General features: G+C 45.0%; 15 protein-coding genes and 1 pseudogene. 7 read left to right on the forward strand and 9 right to left on the reverse strand.

Annotated features, from left to right (window positions below; translation table 11 throughout):
* The first annotated feature begins 24 nt into the window (after window positions 1-24).
* Window positions 25-462: a lactoylglutathione lyase gene (gene gloA / locus IGQ44_00755; protein HIK36510.1), complete on the forward strand. Its 438-nt coding sequence runs from the start codon at window positions 25-27 to the stop codon at window positions 460-462.
* A 105-nt stretch (window positions 463-567) separates the two neighbouring features.
* On the opposite strand, the gene IGQ44_00760 is transcribed toward gloA, so the two are convergent.
* A complete protein-coding gene (locus tag IGQ44_00760; protein HIK36511.1) occupies window positions 568-1,794 on the reverse strand; it encodes a bifunctional sterol desaturase/short chain dehydrogenase in 1,227 nt (408 codons plus the stop codon).
* 165 nt (window positions 1,795-1,959) lie between these two features.
* On the reverse strand, window positions 1,960-2,895 hold the full coding sequence (locus IGQ44_00765) for a glutathione S-transferase C-terminal domain-containing protein (GenBank protein HIK36512.1): 936 nt from the start codon (window positions 2,893-2,895) through the stop codon (window positions 1,960-1,962).
* A 211-nt stretch (window positions 2,896-3,106) separates the two neighbouring features.
* On the opposite strand from IGQ44_00765, the gene hisA reads away from it, so the two are divergent.
* Window positions 3,107-3,871, forward strand: a complete 765-nt coding sequence (gene hisA / locus IGQ44_00770) for a 1-(5-phosphoribosyl)-5-[(5-phosphoribosylamino)methylideneamino]imidazole-4-carboxamide isomerase (GenBank protein HIK36513.1) — start codon at window positions 3,107-3,109, stop codon at window positions 3,869-3,871.
* A gap of 9 nt (window positions 3,872-3,880) precedes the next feature.
* Here hisA and IGQ44_00775 read toward each other — a convergent pair whose 3' ends face one another.
* Window positions 3,881-4,792 carry a branched-chain amino acid transaminase gene (locus tag IGQ44_00775; GenBank protein HIK36514.1) on the reverse strand — a complete coding sequence of 304 codons (912 nt, stop codon included), beginning with the start codon at window positions 4,790-4,792 and terminating at the stop codon, window positions 3,881-3,883.
* Between the two features lie 193 nt (window positions 4,793-4,985).
* Between IGQ44_00775 and IGQ44_00780 the strand changes: the two genes are divergently transcribed.
* A complete protein-coding gene (locus tag IGQ44_00780; GenBank protein HIK36515.1) occupies window positions 4,986-5,468 on the forward strand; it encodes a hypothetical protein in 483 nt (160 codons plus the stop codon).
* 107 nt (window positions 5,469-5,575) lie between these two features.
* Here IGQ44_00780 and IGQ44_00785 read toward each other — a convergent pair whose 3' ends face one another.
* Window positions 5,576-6,814 carry an LL-diaminopimelate aminotransferase gene (locus IGQ44_00785; protein ID HIK36516.1) on the reverse strand — a complete coding sequence of 413 codons (1,239 nt, stop codon included), beginning with the start codon at window positions 6,812-6,814 and terminating at the stop codon, window positions 5,576-5,578.
* Window positions 6,723-7,109: a hypothetical protein gene (locus tag IGQ44_00790; protein HIK36517.1), complete on the reverse strand. Its 387-nt coding sequence runs from the start codon at window positions 7,107-7,109 to the stop codon at window positions 6,723-6,725. Before IGQ44_00790 ends, IGQ44_00785 begins: the two co-directional genes overlap by 92 nt.
* Window positions 7,110-7,404: 295 nt before the next feature.
* Between IGQ44_00790 and IGQ44_00795 the strand changes: the two genes are divergently transcribed.
* Entirely contained in the window at window positions 7,405-8,193 is a 789-nt protein-coding gene (locus IGQ44_00795) for an ABC transporter ATP-binding protein (GenBank protein ID HIK36518.1), read from the forward strand.
* A 91-nt stretch (window positions 8,194-8,284) separates the two neighbouring features.
* Window positions 8,285-8,680: a hypothetical protein gene (locus IGQ44_00800; protein HIK36519.1), complete on the forward strand. Its 396-nt coding sequence runs from the start codon at window positions 8,285-8,287 to the stop codon at window positions 8,678-8,680.
* Window positions 8,681-8,743: 63 nt separating this feature from the next.
* Here the strand turns inward: IGQ44_00800 and rpiA are convergent, their stop codons facing one another.
* On the reverse strand, window positions 8,744-9,451 hold the full coding sequence (gene rpiA / locus IGQ44_00805) for a ribose-5-phosphate isomerase RpiA (protein ID HIK36520.1): 708 nt from the start codon (window positions 9,449-9,451) through the stop codon (window positions 8,744-8,746).
* Window positions 9,452-9,598: 147 nt separating this feature from the next.
* On the opposite strand from rpiA, the pseudogene recG reads away from it, so the two are divergent.
* A pseudogene (gene recG, locus IGQ44_00810) lies at window positions 9,599-12,095 on the forward strand (ATP-dependent DNA helicase RecG).
* A gap of 8 nt (window positions 12,096-12,103) precedes the next feature.
* Here the strand turns inward: recG and clpP are convergent.
* The 3 genes from clpP to IGQ44_00825 all read right to left on the reverse strand — a co-directional run bounded on the left by clpP (window position 12,104) and on the right by IGQ44_00825 (window position 15,471).
* The gene (gene clpP / locus IGQ44_00815) at window positions 12,104-12,697 is read right to left on the reverse strand and encodes an ATP-dependent Clp endopeptidase proteolytic subunit ClpP (GenBank protein ID HIK36521.1); all 594 of its coding nucleotides are present in this window, start codon (window positions 12,695-12,697) and stop codon (window positions 12,104-12,106) included.
* Between the two features lie 80 nt (window positions 12,698-12,777).
* Complete coding sequence (locus tag IGQ44_00820; GenBank protein HIK36522.1) at window positions 12,778-13,092, reverse strand: hypothetical protein; 315 nt, start codon at window positions 13,090-13,092, stop codon at window positions 12,778-12,780.
* Between the two features lie 1,230 nt (window positions 13,093-14,322).
* Window positions 14,323-15,471: an iron-containing alcohol dehydrogenase family protein gene (locus tag IGQ44_00825; protein ID HIK36523.1), complete on the reverse strand. Its 1,149-nt coding sequence runs from the start codon at window positions 15,469-15,471 to the stop codon at window positions 14,323-14,325.
* Window positions 15,472-15,777: 306 nt separating this feature from the next.
* On the opposite strand from IGQ44_00825, the gene IGQ44_00830 reads away from it, so the two are divergent.
* Window positions 15,778-17,805, forward strand: a complete 2,028-nt coding sequence (locus IGQ44_00830) for a type II/IV secretion system protein (protein ID HIK36524.1) — start codon at window positions 15,778-15,780, stop codon at window positions 17,803-17,805.
* Window positions 17,806-17,845 lie beyond the last annotated feature (40 nt).

Below are 17,845 nucleotides of genomic sequence, written 5' to 3' on the forward strand. Positions count from 1 at the left end.
GTAGACAGAAATAAGGAGGGGAAAATGCGTATTTTACATACAATGATAAGGGTGGGGGATTTGGAAAAGTCCCTAGACTTTTATTGCAATGTTTTGGGGATGAAACTGTTGAGGAAAAAAGACTACCCCGGCGGCAGATTTACCCTCGCCTTTGTGGGTTATGGAGATGAGGCTAACAATAGTGTAATCGAATTAACCCACAACTGGGACACCGACAGCTATAATCTGGGTGACGGATTTGGACATATAGCAATAGGAGTAGATGACATTTACGCCACTTGTGAACAAATTAGGGCTAAGGGTGGTAAAATAACCAGAGAACCGGGTCCAATGAAGCATGGTAGCACAGTAATAGCCTTCGTAGAAGACCCAGACGGTTATAAAATAGAGTTAATCCAACTATCTAGCCGAGAGAATAGTCCACAACAAGAAGAAAAACAAACATCAGTGGCAAGTGTCTAGTATCTGGGTTTCAGTAGCCACAGGCAGGGGGAGAAAATTAACTCCCCTTTTGCCACTCACTGTCTTCTGGCAGTTTACCCAACGAGGAACTAGTCTTGTTCTATTCTACCTGGTAAACAACTGGAAATAAATGGATGTGACTAACTCCTTAATGGGGAATAGGACATAGGTTAGGGGATTAATAGTCACAATAATGTCACGACAATCCCTAGTGGCAAGATTGACAATTTGTCTGGCAACCCAGTCTGGAGACATTACCCCAATGGGGTTAAGATTACTCTTAAAAGGCCCTAAAATGAGTTTTCGGATGACACAGGGGGCATTTATCCTTTTCAAAGTTACAATATCCCCCATGGTACGTTTACTCATCTCATAAAGAGGACTAAATGCTGGACTTACTTCTGCCTCGGACGTATTAACCCATATTTCTTTTGTAGCCTTGTCCTTATTGGTTTTAACGGTGGCTAGGAATAATTCCATTAATCGCCACTGGGAAAAGGTATTAATTTCAAAAGAATTTTGAATGGCTTCTGCAGTTTTTTCCCCATGCACATTAATACCGTGATTGAGGATAAGAATATCAGTTTTTGCCAGAATTTCGGCCAAATCCGATTCTCTCCCTATCTGCCACTTAATAGTTTTAATGGGGATTTGTTTGTCATCAATGTTTATTGACAATTCCTTATCTCGGGAGGTTAAGGCAGTAACTTGTGCCCCTTTTAAGTATAGCTGTTTAGCCAAGGCCCGTCCCAGGGCTCCATTGGCGCCTGTGATGGCAATCCTCTTGCCCTTTAAAGAAAGAGATGTGCCCATTATCTTATCTACCAATGTAATAGTACCACAAAAGTAGGCATTTTGGTCGTCAAAATGATGACGCCAATGGTAAGGACGATTTACTAACCAGTCCCCCGGAACTTGGGTAAATTCCCCCGGACGATGGGTCACATCTGTAATAACATCCGCACCTGGTATTCCCAACCCACGAGCTATGGCACCCCCTGTAAATGTTAGACTGTAAACAGTCCCACTCCAGGCTAACCATTCTAACCCCTCCCTCAACCACTGTTGTCTTAGCACCGTCAGGGCGTAAATAATGCTAAAACTTAGCATAACCAGGGATTCCGGGAAATCGTTGTACCAGTTGGCCTTTCGGTAAATCTCCTCACTGTATACTGATAAATCCGGTTTAAATACCCTATGGTGCCATCCGTGTAGTTTACATAGTGGCTGCCACACATGTCCCAATACATGGTATATGTCTCTCACCACCTCCACCCATACTATAGACAACAACCCTATTACTCCTCCCCATAGTACGCCGTTTATGCTCATATCCCCTTAAACTCCTTTTTTTCCTCTTCTTTCCTACTGCCCTATCATTATATTCCCCTCCCCTCCCTTTTCACCTCTCCCCTTCTTGACGACAGTTATTCTCTTTTAAATTTTGTACAGCCAAAGGGGATAGGGATGGCAGTGGGGTGTGGTGGGGGAAAAAGTTTACAGGGGGATAATGCCACTGGGATTGAGGGGGAAAAGACTGCTATAGTAGTCTTTCTTAATGGTGTCTAGACAGTAGGTGTTTCTAATGCCGGGTAAATTGTTTATGTCTTGGAGATACCGGGAAATATGCTGGTAAGACTGTAAAGGCCTGATGCTACACTTGAAAAGGGGATAGTAAATGGCATCAAAACGAATAAGGGTGGGAAACAGACGTACATCAGCCAAGGTGAAATTATCCCCACACAGGTAGCGATTAGACTTAAGATGAGAATCAATTTCGTCTAAGGTGGCAAACAAAAGACGACAGGCAGATTCATAAGCCTCCTGGGTTTGGGCAAAACCACACTTATAAACGCCGTTGTTGATATACTCATAAATCTTCTCATTCCAACTGTCAATTTCCCCACGCAAAGAAGCCGGGTATAAGTCTAATTGGGGATTTTTCGCCCACTGGTTAAACTGGCTATTCAAATAGACAATTATTTCCCCACTCTCATTGTTGACTATTCTCTTGCTTTTAGTATCCCATAAGACAGGAACAGTACAACGACCGCGATAACCAGGTGAGGACAATTTATATAATTGGCAAAGGGTGACACAACCCTCAGAGGCGTCTTTCATCACCCAACCGCCACTGGTAACGGAGGGGATTACCACTACTACCTCTATGACGTCTTCTAACCCCTTTAATGCTCTGACTATTGTAGTCCGATGGGCCCAGGGGCAACTCATGCCTACGTACAGGCGATAACGTCCTTTTTCTGGCGGATAATCTCCCTGTTTGCTAATGGCATTGCGAAACTGACTGGATGGCCGTTGATAATCCCCCCTTTCCCCCACGGGCGCCAACCTGGACATCATCAGCCGCCAAAGACTTCTCCATATCCACCTGGCTGCTGCTATCTGCCACGATGCCGGCAACCACTTCCCCATACCTTTTCCCCTCACAAACCCCTCACAACAAGTACACAAAAAACAAAGGCTCACGGGAGTCTTGCCGTGTTTCGACCCCATGAGCCACTCCTTGATTTCCTCACACCCTAATCGGGTCCTCTGACCCCAACTGCCTCCGATTATATACCTTTTTTTTCCCCCTGTCAACTGGTATAATAAAATTCCTTTACAATTACTGTGTGTGTCAGGTATGGAAGTAATACCGGCAATAGACCTTTTGGCAGGACGTTGTGTAAGACTGTATCAGGGAGACTATCAGCAGTCCCAGGTATTCAGTGATAATCCGGTGGAAATGGCGTTGCAATGGCAATCATTGGGCGCGCCACGCCTCCATTTGGTGGACTTGGATGGGGCTAGGGAGGGTAATACAGTTAACCTGGAAATAATTGCCAAAATTGTCAGGAGTCTCAATATTCCCGTACAGGTGGGGGGGGGAATACGCAATAGGGAGGCAGTAGAAAGACTGTTGGATTTGGGGGTGGCAAGGGTAATTCTGGGCACAATGGCAGTAGAAAACCCGGAATTGATGCAACAGTTGTGTGAGGCTTATCCTGGCAAAATAGCAGTGGGAATCGATGCCCGTAATGGCAAGGTGGCTACCAGGGGTTGGTTACAAACTTCCTCCGTGGATGCAGTCCAGTTGGCCAAACAAATCCCCCCCACCGCCTCCGCCATCATCTACACTGATATTACCAAGGACGGCACCCTGGAAGGGCCAAACCTTCCCGCCTTGAGGGAAATAGCAGAGGCCGTTAATATTCCCATTATCGCCTCTGGGGGTATTAGTGGTCTCACTGATATATTAAGTATTGCTAGCCTTGAGCCTCTAGGGGTAACCGGGGTAATCGTGGGGAAGGCTTTATACACTGGCAAGTTATCTTTGCCGGAGGCAGTCAAGGCAGTGGGAGATGGACCTATCCAAGACATCCCCCCCAACCCTTCTGCTTTTGTCTGATTGTCCCTATTAAATGGGGATAACGGTAATCCAGTGTCTATATTTAGGCTCTTTATTTTCGGTGATTGCTGTCAATTTTTCTTTAAGTGTCATGGTAATTTTCCTCTCCGGCGGCAGCAGATAGTTTTCCACCCTCTTCACCGGGGTTATTTTCGCTGCTGTCCCACACAAGAATACCTCGTCTGCTATAAACAATTCTGTCTTGTCTACGGGCCTTTGTTCTACTTCAATCCCCAAATCCTTGGCAATAGTAATAATACTATCTCTAGTAATCCCCTCTAGAATATCTTGATCCACACTGGGGGTAATTAGCTTACCATTTCTTACTAGGAAAATATTCATTCCCGTGGCTTCACACACTTTCCCCTGGGAGTTGAGAAGAATTGCCTCGTCAAAACCACTCTCCACTGCCTCCGTTTTAGCTAAAGCCGAGGTTATATAGGCGCCACTTATTTTCCCCCTCAAAGGCAAACTCCTATCCTCTTGACGATGCCACGAACTTATACGGCAACTAATCCCTTCTGGAGATAGATAATCCCCCATTTCTAAACCATACACGAAAAAGTCCTTCTCTATGTTGTGAAGTCTGGGGGCTATCCCTAAATCCGAGGTGTAGACAAATGGCCTAATGTAAAAAGGCTTACTGGGCCTGTTTTTTACCACAAACTCCTTAATCACCGACTCTATGAAAGCCGCTGGTAAGTCATAGTGCAAATACTTCGCACTGTCACTTAGACGACGACAATGGCGGTCTAAACGGAATAACAACACCTGTTGGGGGTTTTCCGGATCTATTGTACCTCTTAGCCCGCCAAAGGCCCCTGTCCCATAGTGTAAACCATGAGTAGCTATAGAAATCTTTGCTTCAGCAAAGGGGATAAACTCTCCCCGGAAATAGGCAATTGGCAAAAAGTCTGGCATGACTGCAAAAAATTGTCTCGCTTCTGTTCAAGTCACAAACACAGATCTTCCAATATTATCATCAAGCTAAACCCTATTGTGACAAATTGTGACCAACCTTTACATATATCATGGCAATTTCCCCCTCTTAGGCCACCAGGGCTTGAGGCTTTTCTAATAGACTATAATTAGTGACCAACCCTTGACATAGGCCATGAAGGAAACAATACTAATAAAAAAAACAGGGGAACTTTTAATAGATGCTGGTATTGTTAATAGTAACCAAGTTCTGGTGGCCCTTTGGGAACAAAAAAACTACCCCGAATTGCGCATAGGGGAGATTCTGGCGTACCATGGTTGGATTACTCAAAAAACCGCTGATTTCTTTGGAGAAAAAATAAAAGGGTATTTGTCTAGTTGTCTGCCTGGTAAAACCCTTGAAGAATACCTCCTAGAAGCGGGTATCCTCCACGAAAACCAAATAGAGGAAATTAGGGACGAAAAAACCACAAATACCTCTAATTTCGCCACTGTTGCTCTAGAAAAAGGATATATAAAACCTAAGACTATAGACTTTTTTAAAAAATATTTAAATGCTCTAGAATACCCAGATTTGAAGCCAGATTCTCCAAAAGTTATTCATAACCACGAAAACAGTAGCATAGAAGAAATTGAACTCACATGGCTTGATTGTTAGAAGCAGCCAGAGCAAAAAAACTATATAACAAGAAATCCAGAAATAAAGGGGGCTCAGACACTAGACTAAATACAAACACAATAAGTCTAGCCTAGCCCCTCGTGAGGTCAGTTGAAGTTAAAAGTGGAAGTAATGCGATTCATAGCCTCTATGACATTTTCCCGGCTGTTGAAGGCACTAAGACGCAAATAACCCTCGCCGGCGGCACCAAATCCAGCACCGGGAGTGCCCACCACATGTACACTATGTAGTAGTTTGTCAAAAAACTCCCAACTAGATAAACCTTCTGGCGTTTTCACCCACACATAGGGGGCATTCACCCCACCATAAACCTTCAAGCCTGCCCTTGTCAACTCCTCCCTGATAATGCGGGCGTTTTCCATGTAGAATTTTACCAGTGCTGCCACTTGTGCCTTCCCCTCATCCGTGTAAACTGCCTCCGCACCCCTTTGCACAATATAAGACACCCCGTTGAATTTCGTAGACTGACGACGATGCCACAACTGCCATAGGTCCACCTGTTGGCCATCTCTAGTTTTCCCCTTCAGAGTTTTTGGTACTACAGTGAAAGCACAACGAGTCCCAGTAAAGCCGGCATTTTTGGAAAAAGAGCGAAATTCTATGGCACAATCCTTTGCTCCCGGTATTTCATAGATAGAATGGGGGATGCTAGGATCTGTGATAAACGCTTCATAGGCAGCGTCAAAAAGGATGATGGCATCGTTATCCCTAGCATAGTCCACCCAAGCCTGTAAATGCTCCTTAGTTGCCGTTGCACCGGTGGGGTTATTAGGGAAACACAGATAGATCAAGTCTACCTTCTCCTTTGGTATTGCTGCCGTAAAGTTATTTTCTGCTGTTATAGGTAAATATACCAACCCCTCATATTCGCCTTTTTCGTTGGCCTCTCCTGTATGTCCAGCCATTACATTAGTATCTACATATACAGGATAAACGGGGTCTGTTACAGCAATCCTGTTATCATCCCCAAAGATGTCCAAAATATTGCCCGTATCACACTTTGAGCCATCTGAGACGAATATTTCATCGGCAGATATATCACAACCTCGACTTTGATAGTCGTGTATAGCGATTTTCTCCCTTAACCAAGGATACCCTTGTTCTGGCCCATATCCTCTAAAGGTTTGGCGCACACCCATTTCCTCCACTGCCAATTTCATTGCCCTTATGCAGGCTTCCGGTAGTGGCTCTGTCACATCTCCTATACCCAGTCTAATTATTTTTGCTGTGGGGTTAGCCTGGGCAAAGGCATTCACCCTCCTTGCTATTTCCGGAAACAGATACCCCGCCTTCAATTTCAAATAATTCTCGTTTATCCTTGCCATTACTTCTTTTCTCTTGCTCCCTTTTCGTCCTATAACACCATACCACAGAAACACACTCTACGGTATAAAAACAAGCCCTATCCACATTCCCTCCGGGCGCGGGGAGTCTTCTGCCCTTTCCATGACAAATATACTGCCTTCCCACTTGGTGCACCACCCACCGTTTACCTTTCCATCCTGCCACTGGACAATCGGAAATGTGCAAGGGACTACGTTTCCCCCTGGTGTCGTACTGGCCAGTGTTGATAAGATTCCAACTGCCACCCACCAACCCTATTGCCTTTCTTCTCCCCATTCTAGCCTCCCCATTATCTCCAACTTTCTTGTGGTTCAGTTTTCTCCTATACCCCTAGTCTCCCCTCATGTTATCCCATTTTCCCTTGACACTGGGTTTTTTTCTGCTATGATAGTTAGTGTGGGCGGCAGGTAGAGAGACTGTCAAAACACTTGGGCTGAAAATTTAACAAATAAGAATTAATTTCAAAAAGATGGGGGGAAGAATGGAAGGGGGGGAAAGAAAAATGGAATACAAAAACAGAAATTGGATATGATGGGCTAGGAAAGAAAGGAGAAAGGGAGAGAGAGAAAAAATGTTGGAAAAAAGAGAAAAAGAAGAGGAGTTAATACTGCAGGCAATAAACGTATCAAAGAGTTTTGGGAGTTTAAAGGCAGTAGACAGGGCAAGAATAGAAGTAAAAAAGGGGAGCATAACGGGGTTAATAGGGCCAAATGGGGCGGGAAAAAGTACTTTTTTTAATCTACTGTCCAACTTTATAATGCCAGATGAAGGAATAGTGTTATTTGAGGGGAAAGCAATCCAACATCTGCCACCCCATAAAATAGCCCAACTAGGGATGGTAAGGACTTTTCAAGTAGCAAGGGCCCTGTCGCGTTTGACAGTGTTGGAAAATATGTTATTAGGAAGAAAAGGACAAGTGGGGGAGAGTCTGATTTCTGTTTTCCTAAAAGGGGGGAAAATTAGACAACAAGAAAGGGAAAATAAAGAAAAGGCAATGGCAATTCTAGAATCAGTGGGTTTGGCAGAAAAAGCCCATGACTACGCGGGGGCATTATCGGGAGGACAAAGAAAATTATTAGAAATGGCCAGGGCACTAATGACAGAGCCTAAATTAATTTTACTAGATGAACCAGCAGCCGGGGTGAATCCAACCCTCATCAATCAGATTTGCGAACATATAATTCGTTGGAATAAACAGGGAATATCCTTTCTGATCATAGAGCACAACATGGACGTGATCATGTCCCTATGTAGTCATGTATGGGTATTGGCAGAGGGGAAGAATTTAGCAGATGGGACTCCTTCTCAAATACAGGGCAATGAGAAGGTGTTAGAGGCTTATCTAGGAGAATCTTATTAAAAAACCCACTTCCCCGGTTTTTTCCCTTAACTCTGTAAATGAAGAACCAGTAGAATATACTAGGAAAAAACTAGTCCATGGAGAGGAGAATATGAGCGAAAACAACAACAATCAAGAGAAGAAAACCACTGCAACAACCGAATCCCCAGTCACAGCCACCAATAACCCAGCCTCCCCCAACCCCACCCCAGCTGCCTCTGGTAGCGTATTAATGTATGCGGGCGGCGAAAAATCCACCCTATTGCCGTCAAACCGTCCAATTTCCCCATGCAGCCTTCAAATTGTAAAAACTTACTCCTCTGTGGGTAGTATCAGACCAGTGGTTAAAAGTGGTCTTAAAATAAAAAACATGATCACAGTATCGGGAAATCGTCCTATAGTGGCCAGTGGTTTAAAAATCAGTCAAGAATACAAAATCATGGGTAATCGCCCAGTTGCCTCCAATCAAATTGACGATCCTGTATTACTAATGGGTTATCTAGATTAACACCATAAACTAAAATGGCCCCCATGAGGGGCTCATGAGAACATTATAACTGCACCAGTATACTTAGGAAATTTCTCTTACCACTGGTTTGCCGTCTACAATCTCGCCCACCAAAATCACATCGGCTAGCCCTACAAACAAACCATTCTCTACAACCCCTGGTATATTATTGATAGTTTTTTCTAACTCAGCCGGCTCGTCAATAGAGTCAAACTTTACGTCTATCACTAGATTACCTTGATCCGTCACCACCGGGCCTGCCTTTTTCACTCCCATCCTCAACTCTGGCTTTCCCCCCAGTTTTTCTAACTGTCTCATCACCGGGGTTACAGCCATGGGTATCACCTCCACGGGTAGGGCAAAGGTGGTGCCCAATTTTTCCACTAGTTTACTACTATCTACTACAACTATAAATAAGTCGGCCAGACTATCTACCACTTTCTCCCGAGTGTGGGCAGCCCCTCCCCCTTTGATAAGATTTTTATGGGGGTCTACCTCATCAGCACCATCTATGGCAATATCAATATGGTCTACCATGTCCAAAGTAGTTAGAGGGATGCCATACTTTCTCGCCAACACCTCCGCCTGATAGGATGTTGGTATTCCCACCACATTGCTGATTTCACCCTTTGTCAACCTCTTGCCAATATACTCAATGGCATAAGCAGTAGTAGAACCTGTCCCTAGTCCTACTATACAATTGGATTGTACCCTTTGCGCCGCTGCCTTTCCCACCTCTTGCTTCATTAATTCTACAGGGGCTTGATTCATAATTTCCTCCATATTTCTAACTCCAACGTGTCTCCCTATTATCTTGGATTTATGAACATTCCACAATTACTGCCTATAGCCTTTATAGTGGTTTAGGTAGAATCCATTGGTGACTACTAGAAGCCTCTATCACACACGCCAACAGACATGAGTAGGGATTTTGATTGGGATAGGGTAGAATTGGCCCTCAAAATAGAAGAAGAGTCTGGTTATCAAAACCTGAAGGGCAATCAATATCAATTCCATGAATTTTTATGTCTCACCTTTGGACAAACCCCACCAATATCAGTGTCTGCCTCTACCCTCCTACTCAGGCTTCGTTGGCTGGATACTGCCAAAAAATTTGCCCGTTATCCTCAGTTAACCATTCCTGAAAGAAGGCATTTAATTGCCCAAACTCGCGCTTTGATTGCCTCGGTAAAACAAGTACAACAAAATCAGTCCCCACCTTCTCCTCCCAAAGACATTTTCACACAAAAAAACTTCCCCTCCCTGCAGATAAAAAAACCACCCATATTTTTCAACTCTTCCACTATATCTTCTCTTAGATTAGACGACCCAGTTGGGGTTTTAAAAGGCGTTTCTGTCAAATACCAACACTTACTCGCCAAATTGGGCCTAGAAACAGTGCGGGATTTGCTTTTTTATTATCCTAGGGCTCATATTGACTATGCCCGTCAAGTCAATATAAAAGACTTGCAGGCTGGTGAAACCGTTACAGTGGTTGGTAGAGTTAGAAAATGTGAGTGTTTTTCCAGTCCTAAAAATAAAAAACTAACCATCTTCAACCTGGTTTTAAGAGACTCCACAGGGGAAGTTAAAATTACCCGCTTCTATGCCGGTGTTTATTATAGTCACAGAGGCTGGCAAGAGAAGATGAAAAGGATGTATCCCCAAAATGCCATCGTTGCCGCCTCCGGATTAGTCAAAAAAACCCCCTATGGCACCACCCTAGACAATCCCGAATTTGAAGTCCTCGACAGTGACGGCAATACTATCAATTCCCTAAAGATAGGGCGTCTTGTACCCGTTTATCCCCTCACTGAGGGCCTTCCCTCCGACTTCATCAGGAAAACCATAATGGAGGCCATGAAGGCTATTCCCCTTCTTGAGGATCCACTGCCCCATTGTATCAAAAAAGAGTACAATCTAATGGACCTACAAGCTGCCATTGCCCAGATTCACTACCCCCAAAACCAAGAAGAATTGGCCCAGGCTAGGAGAAGACTGGTTTTTGACGAGTTTTTTTACCTGCAATTAGGCTTCCTTAAAAGAAGACAAGAACAAAAACAAAATCAAACCGCTACCCCTTTTTCTGCTAGTGGGCGTTTAATAGAAAGACTACAAGAAATTCTGCCTTTTTCCCTCACAAATGCCCAAAAAAGGGTCATAGAAGCAATTAAAAACGATTTACAGTCCTCCACTCCCATGAATCGTCTCCTCCAAGGGGATGTAGGATCCGGGAAAACAATTGTAGCTGTATTTGCCATTTTGATGGGAATCCAGTCAGGATACCAAGCAGCCTTGATGGCGCCCACAGAGGTATTAGCGGAGCAGCATTATCGTAAAATAGTACAGTGGTTCAACCAGCTTCATCTGCCAGTAGAGTTGCTAACGGGTGCGACAAAACCCTCTAAACGTAAACAAATATATGCACAACTAGAAAGTGGCGAATTACCCCTAGTAATTGGTACTCATGCCCTAATTCAGGATAATGTTAAATTTCGCAATCTAGGCTTAGTAGTTATTGACGAACAACACCGCTTTGGGGTACAACAGAGGGCCAAATTGCTGTCAAAGGGAAAGGCTCCACACGTTTTAAGTATGACAGCAACACCCATCCCCCGCACCCTCGCCCTAACCCTCCATGGAGACTTAGATGTCAGTCAGATAGACGAATTGCCCCCTGGCAGACAACCCATAACTACCAAAGTCTTGACGGGAAAACAGCGTTTACAAGCCTATGAGTTAATAAAAAGAGAAGTAGCTAATGGCAGACAGGCATATATTATCCTTCCCTTGATAGAAGAGTCGGAGAAACTAGAAGTAAAAGCCGCCACTAGGGAATATGAAAGACTAAGCCAAAAAGTCTTCCCTGACTTCCGGGTGGGATTACTCCACGGCAGAATGACATCCCAAGAAAAAGAAGCCTCCCTCAATGCCTTTCGCAATAACGAAACCCAGATAATTGTCTCCACCACCGTCGTCGAGGTGGGAGTGGATGTTCCCAACGCTACAGTGATGTTAATAGAGAATGCCGAAAGATTTGGCCTCTCACAACTACACCAACTAAGAGGGAGAGTCGGCAGGCAAACACAAATCCTATTGTTTCCTAGTTACCAACAGTAAAACCCCCGAAACTGTCCAACGGTTAAACATTTTAGAGCAGTCCCAAGATGGTTTTTTCATTGCCGAAATGGATTTAAGACTAAGGGGGCCCGGAGAAGTATTGGGAAATCGCCAATCGGGATTGCCCGACTTTGCCCTCGCAAGTCTAGCAACAGACCAGGATGTTCTTATGATGGCACGAAATGCCGCCGAAAAGCTAGTCACCCAATGGGCTAACAACAATCCCGAAAACTGGCGGTGGGAGAGGGAATTGGCCAGACGTCATCAAAAACTGATGGGGGGAATTTTAACCTAAGACAATCCCTAACTTTTTTGTTGTTTTGGTGTCCTTGTAATTACCACATCAATTAAACCGTACTCCTTGGCTTCCTCGGCAGACATAAAGAAATCCCTTTCCGTATCCTCCTCTATTTTCTCCAAGGGCTGACCAGTGTGTGCTGCCAAATAGTGATTAAGCTGTTTTTTTAGATACAGAATCTCCTTGGCCTGGATTTCAATATCCGCCGCCTGTCCTCTTGCGCCCCCTAGGGGTTGGTGAATCATGATGCGGGCATTGGGCAGACTCATTCTTTTTCCCTTCGCCCCTGCACTCAGTAGGAATGCCCCCATGCTAGCGGCCAGACCTACACATATAGTACAAACATCTGGTTTAATTTGATTCATGGTATCATATATGCCCAACCCCGCAGAAACTGACCCTCCGGGGGAGTTGATGTAAAGGTAAATATCCTTGTCCGGATCCTCTGCTTCTAATAGTAGCAGTTGGGCGACTATGGAATTTGCCAGTTCATCGGTAACCTCTTCCCCCAGAAATACTATCCTCTCCCGCAATAAACGGGAGTATATGTCAAAGGCGCGCTCCCCACGCCCCAAATTTTCAATTACAGTTGGTATCATTTAGTTTTTCTCTTCCTCTAATGGGATTTTTTTTGTTTGCTTAACCTCTATTTTAACTCATATTAATGAGAGCCCCCACCCTAATAATCCAACTCCAGACTTGCCACCACCACTGCTGTAAAGGCAAAAGCCAACACCAACGGGATGGGGCAATTCCACACCATACTACCAATTGTTCCCAAAACAGTGACCACCAAACTGGCCAGTAGCCACATCTTCTCCTCTGGGGAGAAACCCTTTTCTGCCTTTATCTGCAGCAACACCTCCTTGGGTATTGGCAATGGCATTACTGCCTGTGGGGGAAAAGCCCAATAATTCTTACGTTCTAAAAACCAATCTGTCCATCCGTTTTGTTCACACCACTCTTGTATCCATTCGTCGCAAAAATGCTTCATTTCCCCTCTTTTTTTTCTCTCTTTTCCCTCTTTCAATCCCTTGTCACCAGTCTATCAGAACTCCTCTATTTTCGTTCATTTTCTTTATCAAATTTAATATTCTCTTTTGAGTACTTATACTTATTACCTTATACTTACTGGAAAGGAGAAACACAGAGGGGAAAAGGATACTTATCTGCCAATGGCAAACCTGTTTAAGACAAATAAGCTGTGCCAAAATGCCAAATATTTCCCTGCCATAACCAGTTTTAAAATGTGCTTGGTACACCCAGTCTCTTTTTAGGAGTTTTCCTATTTTATAATCCAGTTAATAGTGGCCTCCCAAGACAGTTAATTATTACTCCCACCCCTGTAACAATTGTTGCCTGAAAGAATGGTTGTCGTTGGCAGGGTTTAAAAGGGTTCAAATTAGAATCAGCCTGTAGACTGCGTCGTTTTAGCCCGGTAGGATACTGAGGAAAATATAGTATAGAATAAAACCCATTGCAGAAAGGGGGTAGGATGTGGGGGGCTATTATTTATGTTATTATCAACGGTTTTCAGCCGTTGGACTAACTGTTCTACTTCTACCTCCAGACTCATGGACTTTAACTTCTGTCTTATACACCTTCAAAGGTCTTATATGAGAACATTATCAAGTAGAGTGTTCTTTAACCCATGTAAGAAGGCCTAAAAGAGGTATAATTACAGTCTAACTACAAAGAACTATAAAGGCCGGTGAGGTTTTTTCAGCAGGTTTACGGGGAATATAACATAGCTATAGGCCTTCCTGATGGGACGGGGCCGCAGACTCAGGTTAATACTCAAAGGGTATGGTATTTTGGAAAGATATAGGGTAAAGAAGAATACAGACAAATACAGGCCTGTTGATAATAAATCTTTAGCCCCCTTTACAGAGGATGCCAGTTCACAGAACTATAGGAAGGCATTGTAAGATATCAGGCGAGCCAATGAGGATAAGAGGGCTATAGTGGTGAGAATTGCTAATTCCAGGCTTCAGGGGCGTCAAAAGGCTTAAACGAGGGCAGAGGAACTTGGTATAGGGCCTACCACCAAAAAGTACCAACCCCAATTTGTGAGTCAGTAATGTTTACAGTAGGTTTACAGGTAGTCTGAGTTTTTGTAGAATGGCCTAAGGGCTTCCGTCTGCCAACTTTCTGCATGGGGTGTTGTTTTACACCACAAGAAAAACCCCCCTTCCTGGGGGGGTGTTATAGGCCAATGATTGCGTCAGTCAATAGTAGTGGAAACCATTGCCATAACGACGTTGTCAACGGTGACGGGGAAGGGGAGACGATGGATGTCTGACTCGGGTTTACAGGCGATTTCCGCACACTGACGTAGTTGGCCAAGGGTAATATTATTTAGGCTCAATTCTTCTAGGGTGGAAGGCAAACCAATAACTTTGTAGAATTTAAGTAATTGTTTTCGGGCAGTGGCGGCTAGTTGACTGTGGCCTATTATTTCTTCCAGTCGCAATTGTACTAAAATACCATAGGCTACTTTTGCACCATGTAAGTGTCTACGGGTTTCGGGGAAATAGGTGAGGGCATTGTGAACTGCATGTGCTCCAACAGTACGACAACTGGCTCCCCCTAAACCACCACTAATTCCCGCCAGCAAGACTGTGGCATCCACTACCTCCTTCCAAGTGGGGGTAAGGGGATGGGCTAAAGCTTCTTCTGCCTTTTGGAATAGAATATCTCTTAAAACCCTAGCCTGTTGTACTGCGGCAATGGTGAGAGAGGCAGTAGAATTGCCACTGCTGACAGAAGATTCATACCACTTGGCCAAAGCATCTCCTATCCCCGCCGCCAGTGTAGCCCTTGGCGCAGTAGCAACAAGGTTGTAATCTAGAATGAGTACATTGGGGCATTGACTAAGGGGCACATCGTATTGAAAGGCACCCTTGTCCGAGTAGATGTTACTTAGGGCTGTCCAAGCTGCACAAGTGGCCGCCGAGGTGGGAATGGTAACCACTGGCAGTTGACACTTTTGGGCTACTAATTTAGCGGCATCTAGGGCCTTTCCCCCCCCTGCCCCAATTACTGCATCCGCCTGGTGGGATTTTACCTCTTGACAAAGACGTTCAATGGTGTGCTCACAACAGTCAGGATAGTAGCTTTGATAGTGGCAATGGCAGTCATACTCGGTTTCTAAGAATTGCAGACGGGGCTTAACTACAGATAGGCTATTTTCCCCCCCCACCACCAGAAAACGTTTTCCCAGGGTGGTAATGACATCCCCACTGACTGCTAAACAGTTTTCCCCTTTTACTATCCTTCCTGGGGCTACCTGTAAATGGAGAATTTGATTCAGTTGACTAGCTTGAGTGGTTTGTTGGCTTTGTTGACTAAAAGCAGACTTGGATTCGGTCATTCTTCTGGGCGAAAAGTGGATTCTGAATTTTTTGAATTACAATAGATGAGGCGCTATTGAATATATTAGCAACTATTACTAATTATCCGTTCAAACTACTCCCCCCGCATTTAGCTTATCATGGAATAAGGGGAAGTGCTCCAGGGGGGAACGCCTGCATACCATTATTGCGCCATTACATTATTGCGCCATTACTGCGCTTTTCCAAATGGGCTAGGTGGTCAATTCCTAGTATATTACAGGAAAAACCCCCGGGAAAACTCCCCTCACTGTCCAGTATTTTCCAGCATTTAAGAAAAAAAGGCCATGACTCAAACACCCACCAGCAGAGAAAAACTGAAAACCGCACTGGTAAGCCCTGACTACTTTAACCCCTTCGGCAACAAGTTGATTCAATCGGGTTACATCGACAAGGAAAGTCTGAAAAGGGCTCTGGCAGAAGTAAGAAAAACTAAACAACCCCTGCTCAAGGTTTTAGAACAAATCACCCATAAGGCTTTATCCCCGGAATTAGTAAGACAATACAAACAACACCAACTGTTCGAGTTGAAAATCCTCTACGGAGTCGACTGTGTCGATCCGGATGCAGAGGATATACCCTGTGAGCAAATGTGTGAGCTTATCGACTCGCTCATTGGGATCAATATATGTCGTAACCGTAAGGTGTTACCAATGCGACGCATAGAAGGGGAACCACCCACCATTGTAGTGGCCATGGTCAACCCCGATGACCTACACGCCCTAGACGACCTAAATAAAATCCTCCGCAGCAGGGGCCTCAACCTACAAAGAATTGTTATTACCGAAGAGGATTACGACCGTCTCCTGCAAGAGTACTACAAGATAGAACAGGCCAAAAAACAAAAAGAAGAAGAGCTGAAAAAACAACAAGAAATGCAAAAAATGGCCGATGTTAGTGAAATCATGGAAGACTTAGACCAGGGTCTGGAGGAGACGGAAGAGGAAACCAGTGATGCTGATTTAAGTGCCGACGATGCTAACCAGGCTCCCATCATCAAACTGGTCAATAAAATTCTCATAAAGGCCCTACAAGAAAAGGCCTCTGATATTCACGTCGAGCCCCAAGAAACCTACCTCCGGGTTCGCCTCCGTAAAGACGGTGTCCTGAGAGAATACTTCAGATTACCCAAGCATATTACAACAGCAGTGGTAGCGCGTTTCAAGATCATGGCGGACCTGGACATCGCCGAAAGACGTTTGCCCCAAGACGGCAGAATACGTCGCGTATTCCAGGGGAGAAATGTAGACTTTCGGGTCAATACTCTTCCCAGCCGTTATGGGGAAAAGGTCTGTCTCCGGATTTTGGACAACTCGGCAACCCAACTGGGGTTAGACTTTTTAATTACCGACAAGGAAATCCTGGCCAAGGTAAGGGAAATCTCCCGTCGCCCCTTCGGTTTGATTCTGGTAACAGGGCCCACCGGAAGTGGTAAGTCTACCACCCTATATTCCATCCTAGCAGAAAGAAACGAGCCGGGGGTAAATATCAGCACGGCAGAAGATCCCATCGAGTATGCCCTGGAGGGGATAACCCAAGTCCAGGTAATCAGGGAAAAAGGTATGGACTTCGCCTCCATACTCCGTGCTTTCCTCCGTCAAGATCCTGATATTATCCTGGTGGGTGAGACGCGAGACAAAGAAACGGCTAAAACCGCTATCGAAGCCGCCTTGACGGGACACCTGGTTTTGACTACCCTCCACACCAACGACGCGGCAGGTGCCATCGCCCGTCTGGACGAAATGGGCATTGAGCCTTTTATGATTTCTGGAGCTTTGCTGGGGGTACTGGCTCAAAGACTACTACGACGAGTATGCACCGAGTGTCGTATCCCCTACACCCCAACCCAAGAAGAACTAGCCCGTTTTGGTTTGTCCTCTTGGGGTAATCAATCTGTGACCTTCTATCGCGCCAACGTCTTATCGGGAGAAGCCCTGCAGAAGGCCCAGGCAGAGGGCACCGTCTGTCCTAAGTGCGGTGGTGCGGGCTACAAGGGACGTGTAGGGGTGTATGAGTTCATGGTGATCACCGAATCCCTGCAAAAACTCATTAACCAAGGGGCCACCACCGACATGATCAAGGAGAAAGCGGTAGAAGAGGGGATGGTAACCATGCTGGCCTACGCCCTAAATCTGGTGCGGGAGGGCTATACTACTCTAGAGGAAGTGGAAAGGGTAGTATTGACGGATTCCGGGTTGGAGGCGGAATTAAAGGCTAAACGCAAATCCAGCCTCACCTGTCGCGGCTGTGGCGCCCAGTTACAACCCGAATGGTTAGACTGTCCCTACTGTATGACTCCTCGTTTCAGCGACTAGCATCTTCTGGGCAGGGGAGAAGACAAATCCAACCCCTGTG

This window comes from Geminocystis sp. M7585_C2015_104, from assembly GCA_015295805.1.
In the GTDB taxonomy this organism is placed as follows: Bacteria; Cyanobacteriota; Cyanobacteriia; order Cyanobacteriales; family Cyanobacteriaceae; genus DVEF01.